Here is a 13396-nt window from a genome sequence, read left to right on the forward strand (position 1 = left end):
AAGCTAATGACTGTTCGCCGGTAATTGTATAAAATCAGCTGACGCTAAGCTGTCTGGCAAGTGAGTAAAGAGAAAATTACAGGGGCAGGTACGGCTGGAAAGCCGCCTTTGCTGTCTAAAATGTAATATTTACAAAAAGCTTTTAGCGAAAACGCCGAAAAGTTTATCTTCGCACTCAATATATATAGTTGTCTATGCTACCAAAATACAAACGCGTACTCGTAAAATTATCCGGAGAATCTTTAATGGGGTCAAACAGTTACGGATTAGACCCAGCTGTTATTGAGCAATATTCAAGAGATATCAAAGAAATCGCTGACTTAGGAGTTCAGGTAGCAGTTGTAATCGGTGGTGGCAACATTTATAGAGGAATGAATGAAGCTGAAACCGGTATTGAAAGAGCTCATGGTGACTATATGGGCATGTTAGCGACTGTGATTAACGGTATGGCTTTACAGGCGATGCTTGAAAAAGTAGGTGTGTTCACTCGTTTGCAGTCAGCCATTAAAATGGAGCAAATTGCAGAACCTTACATCAGAAGAAGAGCAATCCGCCACGTTGAAAAAGGAAGAGTGGTGATTTTTGGTGCAGGAACCGGAAACCCTTACTTCACCACAGATACTGCCGGTTCTCTGAGAGCAATCGAAATTCAGGCAGATGTTATCTTGAAAGGTACCCGTGTAGATGGTATTTATACAGCTGATCCTGAAAAGGATCCAACCGCTAAAAAGTATGATACTATTACTTTTAATGAGTGTATTCAGAACGATCTGAGAGTGATGGACATGACGGCTTTCACACTTTGTAAAGAAAACAACTTACCAATTATCGTTTTCGATATGAACAAGCCTGGAAATTTAATGAAAGTTGTTTGCGGAGAACGTGTTGGAACTCTTGTAAAAGGTTAGTATTCAATATTTTGCGAGTTTTCAGATTTGCTTCTTGCAAATCTGAAAATTTCATACTATCTTGACCGGAAGAAGTAAAACCCACTTCCCCCGGTTACGTAATATCCCATGAATGACTTGCTTTATTTGTAAACCGTGAGTCCCTTAATACAATCATGACATTTCTTACTATTCTTGTAGATTTCTTTGCAAACTTCGGTTGGCTGGAGATCATTATACTGCAATCAGCTTCGATTGTATTAGGGTATTTTATTCATTTTTTTGTAAGCGGCCCACGGGTTCAAAAAAGAACTGATAAGTCGATCACTGATGCCGATACCTGGCGGATGAAGTTTTACGAAGAACAGGCTAATTATAAAAAACTACAGGAAGAGTTTCGTGCAACTTCTAAAGATGCTATGGAACAAATCAGGTTCTCTAACAATGAAATTGAAGTATTGAAACAGGAAATCGATCAGTTAGAAGAACTTTTGAAAAAATATCAGTCTACCAAAATTCCTGCAAACTATCTCGATCAGCTGTATAATACACAGCACCACCTGATAGAACATCAGCAAAACATTCATAAACTTCTACAGCAAATTGAAGACTATCAGAACAGAGAATCTCAATTCAATAACGCACTGGAGCTTACGAAAAGATTACAGAAGGAAAATCATGATTTACGCCTTGCGATCAATGAAAGAGACGGTCATATCGAGAAAGTAAATCAGGAGCTCGAGCTGTATGCTGATTTGAGAACAAGGCTCGAACAATCTTATACCGATTACAAAGAATTACAAGAGAAGCTGGTAAAAGTTGAAACCTATATTTCTTCTCCTAAACATAGAAGTTTTGATTACGATGAGTTGCAGTACCATCACCTTGAGCTGGCAAAAGAATACGATGATGCCAAATCAAAACAGTTCAAATTGATGGAAGAAAATCAACGGTTGGTTCGTTTGTTGACTGACACAGAAGACCGCCTGAAAGAAGCTAACTTCCAACGTCAGCAATTACAGAAAAAAATGACTTATCTCGAAGCTTTTAATAAAGATCTTCAATTGCTCTGCGAACAAAATAAGAAATTAGACACACAGGTAAAACGAATGCTGGATGTAGAACATCAGTTAAATAAGAAATCGATTAATAACGATTAATCTTTTGCTTGTTCATAAATGCTTTTGATTGTACCTGAATGAGGCTATCCATCCGTTTCATTACAAAGTCACTCATCACCCAGTTCATAGGGTATCTGAATCTTACTTTATCTACGAGTGTAATGGTATCATAACTGAATGCCCGATCACTGATGTAATTGATCAACCGGTAGTCATTGGTATTTGTTTGCATGTCATAAGCCCCCATTACTGTAATCAATGGTGATAAGAAATCGTTCACCATCGGTAGTGTTTTCTCCAGTTTAACTCCTCCCCGCGGTGCATTTTTGATATGCAGTATTTTAAATTGAATGCGGTTCCGGTATTTTTTATATTTTTCATTCTGATCAATGATTGCTTTTGTTTCTCCTAATAATTCCTGTATAAACCCTGCTCCCGAGTTATCAAAATAACCTCCATCTACATAATAGTGTACTGTTTTGTTTTTTGCGTTAATTCTGCCGGCAGGACTTATATAAGGGAACCTCGCACTTAGGAAAGCTGCCGAACTAATGGTGAGTGTTGAGTCGGGGCTCATTATATGTAAAATATCTTCTCTGTTGTTGAAGCGGTTGTATCCATAGGCAAGGTTAGTGACTAATGCCGGAGAGCCATCTTGCATTCTGGTAACATTGAAAGCAAAAATAGGCGCATAATTATAAGCGTCGTTGGTAAAAAGGTATTGAATAGGTAAATGTTTATCTTTTAACTGCATTGATTGATCAAAAGCCTGTTCAAGTTTTATGTTACGATCAATAGAAGTAAAAGAAATTGGTAAAAGATACCTTCCCAGGTCGAATGAGAGAAAATAACTTAACCCCGGAGATAAAAGATCTGCTTCAAATACTTTTCTCACTGAATGAAAAAGCGGTTCATCTGCTGTTTTTGATTTTGCTTTATACAAAAAACTTGCTGCCCCAACACTACCTCCTGATGCACTGGATATAGCGAACATGTGCTGATAGAAAGATTGTTCAGAATCAAATTGACTGGTTTCCTGAAGATAGGCCAGCACCCCGCCGGTCCACCAGCCAGCTCTGCTGGCGCCTCCGTTTGCGAGTACAAAGTACATGGGTATTTCATAATCTCCATTTTCATCAAACTGTTGTAAGAAACTTTCAATATGTTCTGATAAACGTTTTTGAGCAGGTAATTCGTTTTGATTGGCCGCTATGGTTCGTACATAATGGTTTTCAGACTGACCGAATAATAAGGCTATAATGAATATAAATACATAAATATTGAAGCCGATTTTTATCGAACAGAATATAATAAAGTTAATCACACCAATGATGATGGCGATTGCTAATAGTAAGAAGGTAAGCGGGCCGAGTGTTTGAACGGCCTGAATATCGGCTACGCATACTGCATATATCAGAAAAACTGCAATTCCGATAACGTTGAAAATAAAAAAAGAAGCAGCAAACTTATTTTGTATACCGAAGAAATTCAATACCCTGTAATAAAATTGATTTGTATTGAATGATCTGTCTTCATATTTAATCAATAATGTTTTTCTAATGAGCTGTACAATGAATACGGTAAGCATGCCGGTAATTGGAATGGTAGAATGATTAGGTGTTTGATCAATATGAATTTTGAAGAAATAATAACCAAAGGTAAAGGCAAGAATACTAATGAATAGATACCTGATAAGTATGTTTTCAGGATGATGGCGTTCATTTTTTTTATTTATCCGGTTTAACAGTACATAAAATGAATACTGCAGAATGAAGAATACGGAGAATTCCTTGATGAACTTTGCAGACGAGTATACACCTTCTGAATAATGAGCTATTCTAAAAAAAGAGGCGATAATAATACTGTAAGCGATGTAAGCAATAATAATTGATACGGATCCGAAGTATTGTTTTGAGGGGTAAAAAGGATGTGATAACAAAATTTTGGGAGTGGTAGCACTAACCAATGAGGGTGTTTTTTCCCGTTCAAACCTCCGCACTTTGTTGATTCCTATAATTTCGGAGCTGTGCCATATCATATAGAAAAGGAAGAGACTCGCCAGTATAAATAGCCAGGGGTCTTTTTTTGAATGAACCTGCATGTATAAAAGATCTCTGCTTTGTGCTATACTCCAGAAAACCTGATAGAGTAAAGCACATACTACTATACTTGGAAAGTACGCCCATATGGCAATGAATAAATGGGCAATGAAAAGACGTATCTTGTTCATAGATAAGGTTTGCAATTATCAGAAGCGTAAAAATAAAAAATCGTTTACCGGATTATGGTGAGGGTAGGATATGATTTTTTCTTAGATTTTGGGTAAGAGTTTGTAACACTTGATGTTGGCCGGCTGTTTTAGCTGATCAATGATTTAATAGATGCGTAAATGGTTATGGTTTTATGAATGTACAAAAAAAAGAGACTGCCTGTTTAAAAAGACAATCTCTTCAAAAATATATAATAACTATTCTTATTCCTGACTTTCAGTCATTACCTGCCACAATTTATCTTTCAGTTCCTGCAATCCAGTATTTGTCATTGAGGAGATAAATACAATTGGATAATCTCCTGGTAATTCGTTTACAATTGCTTCTTTTAGCTCTTCATCGAGCATATCTGACTTACTTACTGCAATTACAAATTGTTTGTGAAGTAGTTCGGGATTATATTGTTCGAGTTCGTTTACGAGTATCTGAAATTCTTTTTTATGATCTGCAGAGTCGGCCGGAATCAGGAATAAAAGAATTGAATTTCTTTCGATATGGCGTAAGAAACGATGTCCTAAGCCTTTACCTTCAGCCGCTCCTTCAATAATACCGGGTAAATCGGCAATACAGAAAGATTTACCTCCCCGGTATTCGACCATGCCTAACTGTGGTGTTAAGGTGGTAAAAGCGTAGTTGGCAATTTTGGGTTTGGCTGCTGTTATTACGCTTAATAAAGTTGATTTTCCGGCATTCGGAAAGCCTACAAGCCCAACATCTGCCAATACTTTCAATTCCAGCACTTTCCATCCTTCCACACCGGGTTCACCGGGTTGTGCATGTTCCGGAGCCTGATTGGTAGGTGTAGCGAAGTTTGCATTTCCTAAACCGCCACGGCCACCGCGCATCAGAATCACTTCTTGTCCGTCTTCAAGAATTTCGGCTTCTACTTCATCGGTTTCTTCATCACGTGCTATTGTTCCTAATGGAACTTCAATGATCACATCTTTACCGAAACGTCCGGTACAGTTGTTTCCACTTCCGCCCTCTCCGTTTTCGGCTAATACGTTTTTAAAGTAGCGAAGGTGAAGTAAAGTCCAGAGATGTTTACTGCCACGTAAAATAATATGTCCGCCACGTCCACCGTCACCACCGTCAGGGCCTGCTTTAGCGTTAAATTTTGTACGCATAAAGTGTTTACTCCCTGCTCCTCCGTGACCTGAGCGGCAAAAGATTCTAATCTGATCTACAAAGTTTGATTTTTCCACGCTGCAAAGGTAGTTTATTCCTGCTTTAGTTGGAAGGTGAGGTGGTAAATTGAAAGTTGAAAGTTGAAAAATGGAAAACGGACTACGCGTTTTTATGTAATGTGCCGGTATCAATTAGTTAATAAGAAAATGAATGTTCTTAATGGTGAAAATTACAACTTCTTCAACTCACTCTCCTCTCTCCGCTCTTCCTTCTCCATTGATTTTCAGCCAGGTCTGGTAACTGGGGAGTTGTTCGGGTCTGTTAGCCGGTATTTCTGTTAAAGGCTCGCAAGGCTTGAGTGTTTGGTGTAAGGTAGCTGGTAATGAGCGATAAAGGGCTGTTCCTTTGTTTTTCCATTCCATCATTTCATCAGAGACGGATTTGATAATTTTCGCCGGATTGCCCACTATTAAGCTGCGTTTAGGAAATTTTTCGCCTGCTTTCAGAAATGACAGTGCACCTACAATGCACTCTTCCTCCAATACTACATCATCCATTACTACTGCGTTCATGCCTACCATGCATCTTTTACCGATGTGTGCACCGTGGATGATGGCACCGTGTCCGATATGTGCTTCTTCTTCCAAACGAACGGTTACGCCGGGAAACATATGAATAGTGCAGTTTTCCTGCACATTGCAGCCATCGGCGATGATGATCTGGCCCCAGTCGCCACGAATAGCGGCACCGGGTCCGATGTAAACATCTTTGCCGATAATTACATTACCCGTAACGGTTGCCTGTGGGTGTACAAAAGCTGTAGGATGTATTACTGGTATAAAATCTTCAAATGCGTAAATCATATTATGAATTTACAAGCGGTTTTCCGGTTCTGAAGCAGGTACCTTTAAAGTGTGCGGCAGCTTCTCCGGTTTGATTAAAGATTGTAACATGGTAGAGACCGGTGCTTTTACCATTGTGTAACTCTTTCGCTTCGGCGGTGATGATATCACCCACTTTCAATGGTTTATTAAATGTGATGGAAGTGTCTAGCGCAACCGAAAGATTGTTACGGTTATTGCAAGCAAAAGCAAATGCACTGTCTGCTAACGAAAATGCAATTCCACCGTGAATAATTCCGAATCCGTTTACCATTTCGGGTCTGATAGCCATTCTGATTTTAGAATAACCTTCTTCAACAGCAATTATTTCGATGCCAAGCCAACGACTGAAAGCGTCGTGCTCCATCATATGATCAACTACTTGTTTGGGTGTATGCATAATTATTTATTGACCCGTAAAATTGGGTGCTCTTTTTTCAAGAAATGCGGCAACTCCTTCCTGATGGTCTTTCGACGTAGCAGCAGTTTGTTGCAGTTTATCTTCGAGTGCCAGTTGCTCTTCTAATGAATTAGACATGCTTTGATTTAAGGCTTGTTTGGTATGAGCAAGTCCTTTAGTGGGCATCGCTGCCAGCTGATGAGCTATTTTTAAAGCCTCTTCCTCGAATTGATCAGCAGGGAGCGTTTTGTAAATCATTCCCCATTTCTCTGCATCGATGGCTGAAACTTTATCACCCAGCATCATGATGGCACTGGCTTTTTGAAATCCGATTAATCTGGGTAAAAAAAATGTTCCTCCGCTATCGGGGATTAAGCCGATTTTAGAAAAAGCTTGTATGAAACTGGCATTCTCACTGGCTATAACAATATCACAGGCGAGAGCTATATTAGCTCCGGCTCCGGCTGCCACTCCATTTACGGCTGCTACCACCGGTTTAGGAATATTTCTTATTTTATGAATAATAGGATTGTAATGTTCGCTTAAAATTTGTGCGAGGGTAGGGCCGTCATCTGCAATAATTTCTTCCAGGTCCTGCCCTGCAGAAAATCCCTTTCCGTTACCTGTAATATAGATACATCTGATAACAGCATCAGTTGCAAATTCTTCTAGTACATCCTGAAACAGTAATGCTTTTTCGCGAATGAATGCATTCAGTTTGGTAGGGCGGTTTAATCTGATAATTCCAACCGATCCGTTAATTTCTTTGATAATAGTAGATTCCATTAATTAATGACATTTAAAGTAATCAAATGTTTCCAGACAATGATTGCATTTGTAAAGTGCTTTACAGGCAGTAGAACCGAAAGATGATAGCAACGAGGTTTGGTCTGAATTGCACTGAGGACAATGAACGGTTACTTCTTTTTGAAACAACTGAATACCACAAACATGATCTGATTGTTCTACCGGAGGAGCTATGCCGTATGCTTTTAGTTTTTGGCGGGCTTGCTGAGTCATCCAGTCGGTTGTCCATGCAGGCGATAAGGTTACTTCCAGTTGATGTGGAATATTTTGTTGATTCAGCAGCGTGCCGATATCTTCAAGAATGGCGTCAACAGCCGGACAAGCCGTATAGGTAGGAGTGATCACAATTTTCCAATGATCATTTACCCAGCTAACATCTCTTACCATGCCAAGGTCTTGTATGGTTAAAACCGGTATTTCCGGATCATGAATCTGTTCCAGTAATATACTCAGTTCATCTTTTGATATAGTAGATGGGTTTACCATTCCATATTGGGATAAGTACGTTGCATATATTGCATTTCAGCTAAGATAAAGCCAATATGTTCGGTGTGCAGCCCTTGTTTACCACCTTTTTGTTGAATAAGGTTGATATGAAAGGATACAGGTATAGGGAGTTCGGCTTTTTCTAATACATCCTCAATTGCTGCAATATATTTTTCTTTCAGGCTTTCAATATCATACGCTTTCAGACTTAATTCATAATCAGCCGGGTTAAATAATTCGCTCAGGTAAGGAAGCAGATAGTGAATGGCATTGTTCATTCTGGTTTTGCTTTCTTCGGTACCATCGCCGAGTCTGATGACCCATTCACTACTCCATCGAACGTGGTAGGTAACTTCTTTGAGCGACTTTATGGCAATAGCCCGGATGGTATCATCTTCATGCTGAGTGAGCATATTTAACAGCTGGTATTGATAATGACTGAAGAAAAAGAGTTTTGCGATGGTTTGTGCCCAATCCCCATTGGGTAGTTCACAGAGAAGCAGATTGTGGAACGCTCTGTTATCTCTTAAAAAAGCCAGCTCATCTTCGTTGGTATATTGTTCAGGGCTCTGTACATCCTGATTAAGAAGATGTGCAATATATTGATAATAGGCCCTTGCCTGTCCTAGCTGATCAAGAGCCATATTAGTGAGAGCTATGTCTTGTTCCAATACGGGGCCGTGTCCGCACCACTCACTGTTTCTTTGTGAAAGAATGAGGTTAGAGTCGGCCATATAGAATAACCATTTAATTAATGGAGTCGTATTTTTTGTAGCAGGCATCTTACATGTGTTTTACTTCGTCGGGTAAATCGTAGAACGTCGGGTGACGGTAAATTTTATCTTGTGCCGGATCGTAAAAGGAGCCGGCATCTTCAGGTTGAGAGGCGTGAATATTTTTACTCTCTACCACCCAGATACTTACGCCTTCCATTCGACGGGTATAAACATCTCTGGCATTTTCAATTGCCATATTTGCATCGGCCGCGTGCAGGCTACCTACGTGTTTGTGGTCAAGCCCTTGCTTATGGCGAATAAATACTTCCCATAAAGGCCATTCATTTTCTGCAGAAAACTGCGCATTACTGGTATTTCCACCACCGTCAGGAATATCTCCGTAATAATATTTATTGATAGCAAACATTAAGCTGATTTTAGAATTTTCTTAGATTGTTTTTCTGCATATACTTTAGCAGCTTCTCTGACCCATGCGCCATCGTCCCATGCTTTTTTTCGTGCTGCTAATCTTTCTTTATTGCAAGGGCCGTTTCCTTTCACTACCGCCCAGAATTCTTCCCAATCAATTTCTCCAAAGTCATAATGTTTACGTTCTTCATTCCATTTAAGGTCAGGGTCTGGTAAAGTCATGCCCAGCAATTTAACTTGCCCGGCAATCATATCAATAAATTGTTGCCTGAGTTCGTCGTTACTTTTTCTTTTAATTTTCCACTTCATGCTTTGGTCAGAGTGAGTGGAGTCAGCATCTTTTGGCCCGAACATCATGAGAGAAGGCCACCACCATCTGTTGATCGCGTCCTGGCACATTTGCTTTTGGGTTTCTGTTCCTTTCGACAAAACCAGCAGACTTTCAAACCCCTGGCGTTGGTGAAAACTTTCTTCTTTACAGATTCTGACCATTGCCCGGGCATAAGGGCCATAAGACGTTCTGCAAAGCATTACCTGATTGAGGATAGCGGCACCGTCAACCAGCCAACCGATTGCACCCATGTCGGCCCAGGTGAGTGTTGGGTAATTAAAAATGGAAGAATACTTTGCTTTACCGCTGTGTAAATCTTCGATCATCTGGTCTCTGGAAGTTCCGAGTGTTTCAGCTGCAGAATACAGGTAAAGTCCGTGACCGGCTTCATCCTGCACTTTGGCTAACAGAATAGCTTTTCTTTTCAGGCTGGGGGCACGGGTAATCCAGTTACCTTCCGGTAACATGCCAACGATTTCGGAGTGTGCGTGCTGGCTGATCTGGCGAACCAGATTTTTGCGATAAGCGTCTGGCATCCAATCGAGTGGCTCTATCTTTACTTCCTGGTCGATTTTTGACTGGAAGAGTTGTTCATGCTGCATCATAACTAACATTTATGCAAGTTAAAGATACTAAAAATTGTGAAGAAAGCTAACAATTGTTAGTATGAGTTGGGAGGAAAACAGGATAACGGAGGTAGGAAATAAAAAATTGCAGCCTGTGTGCTTTTATGAATTAAGATAAATAAAAAAATCCCTCCGTTGAGGAGGGATTTTTTGTTGATTATTTTCTTTTGGCCAGAATGACGGCTCCCAACAGAAGGGATGCGACGCCTGCTCCCACCCAAACATATCCGTTTTGCTCTTTTTTAGCGTCTTTTGCACCGATTTCGACATTGCCGATTTCAAGTGAGCTACCACTGTTTTGTACAATTTGGAATCCTCTATATCCTAGATAAATGCCTGCAATTATGAGAATAAATCCGATAACTGATTTCATATAGCGATATTTTAGTGATCAAAATCTACTGAAACGCAATCACTTGTAGGGTGTGATTGACAGGAGAGGATATATCCTTGTTCGACTTCATCTTCTTCCAGTGCGTAGTTTTGATCCATTCTTACCGTACCCTTGGTTAGTTTTGCTTTGCAGGTAGAGCAAACTCCTCCTTTACAGGCGAATGGTAAATTTGCACCTTCGGCTAAGGCTGCATCTAATAAAGAAATTCCTTCCTGTGCCAAAGGAAATGAAAATTGTATGCCATCAACTTTCACTTCAACCTGACTCATTTTCTGATCACCGGATGCGCTGCTTTGCTGTTGTGTGTGAACCGGTGCTGTGGGCGCGTTAAATAATTCAAAATGAATTTGTTTGTTCGAGAGACCCTGATTCAAGAAATACTCTTTTGTGCTGAATATCAGTTCAGCAGGCCCACAAACAAAAACATGTTGAATATGATCATAGTGGATTAATTTCCCCTTGAACTGTTCCAGCTTTTCAGGTGAAATGCGGCCGGTATGCAGTTCACTGCTCATCTTTTCGCGGCTGAGCAGGTAGTGGATGGTTAATCTGTCAATATATTGATTCTTTAGATTTTCTAATTGTTCACGAAAGATAATAGAATGGCGAAAACTGTTTCCATAAATAAGGGTGAACTTTGCTTTCGGATAGTTTTGCAAAGTTGATTTGATCATGGAGAGTATAGGAGTGATTCCGCTTCCGGCAGCAATTGCCAGTAGATGCACGGGTTGATCAGGCAGTGCGGGAATCGTAAAGTGACCGGTAGGTGGTAATACTTCAATACTTTCACCGGCTTTTGCCAGGTGGTGGATATAATTGGTAAAAATTCCGTTGGGGATTTTTTTTACGGCTACCCGCCATTCATTGTCATTTACTCCGCTGCATATAGAATAGTTTCTTCTGTGTTCTATACCATTCTGAAATATCCTGAATATCAGGTTTTGCCCGGGTTGAAACTTAAAAACCGATTGTAAATTTTTAGGTACTTCCAATACCATAGAAACACAGTCACTGGTTTCGGGTTCAATAGCAGCAATCGTCAGCGGATAAAATTTGGTACTCAATGGTTCTAATTGTTTATTTTTTTAAACCACCAACCAGCATCAAGACCATATTTTCTTCAAGCTGATCGGCGGGGATTTTTCTTTTACTCCGGTGCCATGATTCAATGCCTGAAACTGCATGTAGTACAATCAATACTGCGGTGGGGGCATCAATTGATTTGATTTCACCATTTCTGATTCCTTCTTCAATTACTGCCGCAAATCGCTGGCGATAAGCGCGACGCTGATTCTGAAAGTTAGGAAGATAGGGCTCATTCAGGTGTTTCCACTCGCGGTCACTGACGTATACGGTTTCATACTTATTGATCATCATTCGAATGTGGAACCTCAAAATATCCTCTACTTTTTCAAGAGAATTTTTCGGCTTCAATTCAACCTGTTCTATATTAGACATGAACTCTGTAGCAACCGTAAAACAGATTTCCTGTAAGATTTCTGCTTTAGAACTGATATGGTTGTATAAACTGGCAGCTTCCACCCCCACTTTTTCTGCAAGATCCCTCATTGAAGTAGCGGTATATCCCTTTTCTCTGAACAAACTTGCCGCTTGTTCAACAATTACATCTTTGCGAGTGGAGTGTTTACTGCTTTTAATTTTTGCCATATGCGTATCAAATATAATAAAAATACTAACAACTGTTAGGAAAATAATTGCGATCAGGGGGATAATTTACTAAAATTTTGACTAACAAAAAGAAATAATAGATAAACCCTAAGATTTTGTTTGTAGGTTTGCACGCGTAAAATCAATTTCTTAGTAATCACATAGAATATGTCATTAATTGTAGTGGGTACAATGGCTTTTGATGCTATTGAAACACCTTTTGGTAAGACTGATAAAATCGTTGGAGGATCAGCAACTTATGTAGCCTATTCTGCTTCAAACTTTGTAAAAGAAGTAAAACAGGTTTCAATTGTAGGCTTCGATTTTCCACAGGAAGAGCTCAATGATTTAAAAGAAAGAGGGGTAGATCTTGCAGGTGTTGAAGTAGTGAAGGATAAGAAGTCATTTTTCTGGAGTGGCCGCTACCATCTTGATATGAATACCCGCGATACGCTGGTGACAGATCTGAATGTATTAGCTGACTTTAACCCTGTTCTGCCTGATGAATACAAGAATGCAGAATTCTTAATGTTAGGTAACCTGGATCCTGAAATTCAGTTGTCTGTAATTAATCAGATGGCAAAACGCCCTAAGCTGGTGGTAATGGATACGATGAACTTCTGGATGGATATTAAAATGCCGGCTTTAGAGGAAGTACTGAAGAAAGTGGATGTTTTATTAGTAAATGATAGTGAAGCCCGTCAGCTGAGCGGACAATATTCTTTAGTAAAAGCCGCTAAAACAATTTTATCAATGGGGCCAAAATACCTTGTTGTTAAAAAAGGTGAACACGGTGCATTATTGTTTCATGAAGACAAGGTATTCTTTGCTCCTGCTTTACCCCTCGAAGAAGTATTTGACCCAACCGGTGCCGGAGATACTTTTGCAGGTGGATTTATAGGGCATTTAGCAAAAACGAAAGATGTTTCTTTCGGAAATATGAAAACAGCGATTATCGTTGGTTCTGCTCTGGCTTCTTTCTGTGTAGAAAAATTCGGCGCAACCCGTTTGAAAGAAATTACCGAGGATGATTTAAGAAACAGAATTGATATGTTTATTCAGTTAGTAAATTTTGATATCAGATTGAAGTAATTCTAATGATGTTTATATATAACGCTGTGCAGGTTTTACTTGCACAGCGTTTTTATTTAGAGTATAAGTGAAGATGTTTGGACGATTAAGATTATTAAAAGAATTCAAAAGATGCTGCAGCTGCGCTTTGATTCATTCTATCTTATGATCACCATGTAAA

At 39.6% G+C, this 13396-nt stretch carries 15 protein-coding genes; 3 read left to right on the forward strand and 12 right to left on the reverse strand.

Annotated features, from left to right (window positions below):
• The first annotated feature begins 194 nt into the window (after positions 1-194).
• Entirely contained in the window at positions 195-908 is a 714-nt protein-coding gene (gene pyrH, locus D9O48_RS00625; protein WP_126969547.1) for a UMP kinase, read from the forward strand.
• A gap of 155 nt (positions 909-1063) precedes the next feature.
• Positions 1064-2047 (forward strand): coiled-coil domain-containing protein, encoded by a 984-nt coding sequence (locus D9O48_RS00630; protein WP_126969549.1) that lies wholly within the window; start codon positions 1064-1066, stop codon positions 2045-2047.
• Here D9O48_RS00630 and D9O48_RS00635 read toward each other — a convergent pair.
• The 12 genes from D9O48_RS00635 to D9O48_RS00690 all read right to left on the reverse strand — a co-directional run bounded on the left by D9O48_RS00635 (position 2034) and on the right by D9O48_RS00690 (position 12144).
• Positions 2034-4238: a patatin-like phospholipase family protein gene (locus D9O48_RS00635; protein ID WP_126969551.1), complete on the reverse strand. Its 2205-nt coding sequence runs from the start codon at positions 4236-4238 to the stop codon at positions 2034-2036. The genes D9O48_RS00630 and D9O48_RS00635 overlap by 14 nt on opposite strands.
• A gap of 243 nt (positions 4239-4481) precedes the next feature.
• Positions 4482-5483, reverse strand: coding sequence for a GTPase ObgE (gene obgE / locus D9O48_RS00640; RefSeq protein WP_126969553.1), 1002 nt, complete (start codon positions 5481-5483; stop codon positions 4482-4484).
• Positions 5484-5651: 168 nt separating this feature from the next.
• Complete coding sequence (locus tag D9O48_RS00645; RefSeq protein WP_126969555.1) at positions 5652-6269, reverse strand: acyltransferase; 618 nt, start codon at positions 6267-6269, stop codon at positions 5652-5654.
• Position 6270: 1 nt separating this feature from the next.
• Positions 6271-6687, reverse strand: a complete 417-nt coding sequence (gene paaI / locus D9O48_RS00650) for a hydroxyphenylacetyl-CoA thioesterase PaaI (RefSeq protein ID WP_126969557.1) — start codon at positions 6685-6687, stop codon at positions 6271-6273.
• Positions 6688-6693: 6 nt separating this feature from the next.
• Complete coding sequence (locus D9O48_RS00655; RefSeq protein WP_126969559.1) at positions 6694-7473, reverse strand: enoyl-CoA hydratase-related protein; 780 nt, start codon at positions 7471-7473, stop codon at positions 6694-6696.
• A 3-nt stretch (positions 7474-7476) separates the two neighbouring features.
• Positions 7477-7980, reverse strand: coding sequence for a 1,2-phenylacetyl-CoA epoxidase subunit PaaD (gene paaD, locus D9O48_RS00660; protein WP_126969561.1), 504 nt, complete (start codon positions 7978-7980; stop codon positions 7477-7479).
• A complete protein-coding gene (paaC, locus tag D9O48_RS00665; RefSeq protein ID WP_126969563.1) occupies positions 7974-8762 on the reverse strand; it encodes a 1,2-phenylacetyl-CoA epoxidase subunit PaaC in 789 nt (262 codons plus the stop codon). The genes paaD and paaC overlap by 7 nt, the downstream gene beginning before the upstream one ends.
• A gap of 1 nt (position 8763) precedes the next feature.
• The gene (gene paaB, locus D9O48_RS00670) at positions 8764-9123 is read right to left on the reverse strand and encodes a 1,2-phenylacetyl-CoA epoxidase subunit PaaB (protein ID WP_126969565.1); all 360 of its coding nucleotides are present in this window, start codon (positions 9121-9123) and stop codon (positions 8764-8766) included.
• A complete protein-coding gene (gene paaA / locus D9O48_RS00675; RefSeq protein WP_233589122.1) occupies positions 9123-10061 on the reverse strand; it encodes a 1,2-phenylacetyl-CoA epoxidase subunit PaaA in 939 nt (312 codons plus the stop codon). Before paaA ends, paaB begins: the two co-directional genes overlap by 1 nt.
• Before the next feature lie 178 nt (positions 10062-10239).
• Positions 10240-10455 carry a hypothetical protein gene (locus D9O48_RS00680; RefSeq protein ID WP_126969569.1) on the reverse strand — a complete coding sequence of 72 codons (216 nt, stop codon included), beginning with the start codon at positions 10453-10455 and terminating at the stop codon, positions 10240-10242.
• A gap of 11 nt (positions 10456-10466) precedes the next feature.
• Positions 10467-11540, reverse strand: a complete 1074-nt coding sequence (locus D9O48_RS00685) for a 2Fe-2S iron-sulfur cluster-binding protein (RefSeq protein WP_126969571.1) — start codon at positions 11538-11540, stop codon at positions 10467-10469.
• Positions 11541-11553: 13 nt separating this feature from the next.
• Positions 11554-12144: a TetR/AcrR family transcriptional regulator gene (locus tag D9O48_RS00690; RefSeq protein ID WP_126969573.1), complete on the reverse strand. Its 591-nt coding sequence runs from the start codon at positions 12142-12144 to the stop codon at positions 11554-11556.
• Positions 12145-12312: 168 nt separating this feature from the next.
• On the opposite strand from D9O48_RS00690, the gene D9O48_RS00695 reads away from it, so the two are divergent.
• Positions 12313-13236, forward strand: a complete 924-nt coding sequence (locus tag D9O48_RS00695) for a PfkB family carbohydrate kinase (RefSeq protein WP_126969575.1) — start codon at positions 12313-12315, stop codon at positions 13234-13236.
• Positions 13237-13396 lie beyond the last annotated feature (160 nt).

It is taken from the genome of Gynurincola endophyticus (assembly GCF_003991195.1).
GTDB lineage: Bacteria > Bacteroidota > Bacteroidia > Chitinophagales > Chitinophagaceae > Gynurincola > Gynurincola endophyticus.

What these genes read in the sequence shown, in the direction of transcription:
- pyrH (WP_126969547.1), top strand. Translation starts at nt 195, where the DNA reads ATGCTACCAAAATACAAACGCGTACTCGTAAAATTATCCGGAGAATCT.
- D9O48_RS00630 (WP_126969549.1), top strand. Translation starts at nt 1,064, where the DNA reads ATGACATTTCTTACTATTCTTGTAGATTTCTTTGCAAACTTCGGTTGG.
- D9O48_RS00635 (WP_126969551.1), bottom strand. Translation starts at nt 4,238, where the DNA reads ATGAACAAGATACGTCTTTTCATTGCCCATTTATTCATTGCCATATGG.
- D9O48_RS00645 (WP_126969555.1), bottom strand. Translation starts at nt 6,269, where the DNA reads ATGATTTACGCATTTGAAGATTTTATACCAGTAATACATCCTACAGCT.
- paaI (WP_126969557.1), bottom strand. Translation starts at nt 6,687, where the DNA reads ATGCATACACCCAAACAAGTAGTTGATCATATGATGGAGCACGACGCT.
- D9O48_RS00655 (WP_126969559.1), bottom strand. Translation starts at nt 7,473, where the DNA reads ATGGAATCTACTATTATCAAAGAAATTAACGGATCGGTTGGAATTATC.
- paaD (WP_126969561.1), bottom strand. Translation starts at nt 7,980, where the DNA reads ATGGTAAACCCATCTACTATATCAAAAGATGAACTGAGTATATTACTG.
- paaC (WP_126969563.1), bottom strand. Translation starts at nt 8,762, where the DNA reads ATGCCTGCTACAAAAAATACGACTCCATTAATTAAATGGTTATTCTAT.
- paaB (WP_126969565.1), bottom strand. Translation starts at nt 9,123, where the DNA reads ATGTTTGCTATCAATAAATATTATTACGGAGATATTCCTGACGGTGGT.
- paaA (WP_233589122.1), bottom strand. Translation starts at nt 10,061, where the DNA reads ATGATGCAGCATGAACAACTCTTCCAGTCAAAAATCGACCAGGAAGTA.
- D9O48_RS00680 (WP_126969569.1), bottom strand. Translation starts at nt 10,455, where the DNA reads ATGAAATCAGTTATCGGATTTATTCTCATAATTGCAGGCATTTATCTA.
- D9O48_RS00690 (WP_126969573.1), bottom strand. Translation starts at nt 12,144, where the DNA reads ATGGCAAAAATTAAAAGCAGTAAACACTCCACTCGCAAAGATGTAATT.
- D9O48_RS00695 (WP_126969575.1), top strand. Translation starts at nt 12,313, where the DNA reads ATGTCATTAATTGTAGTGGGTACAATGGCTTTTGATGCTATTGAAACA.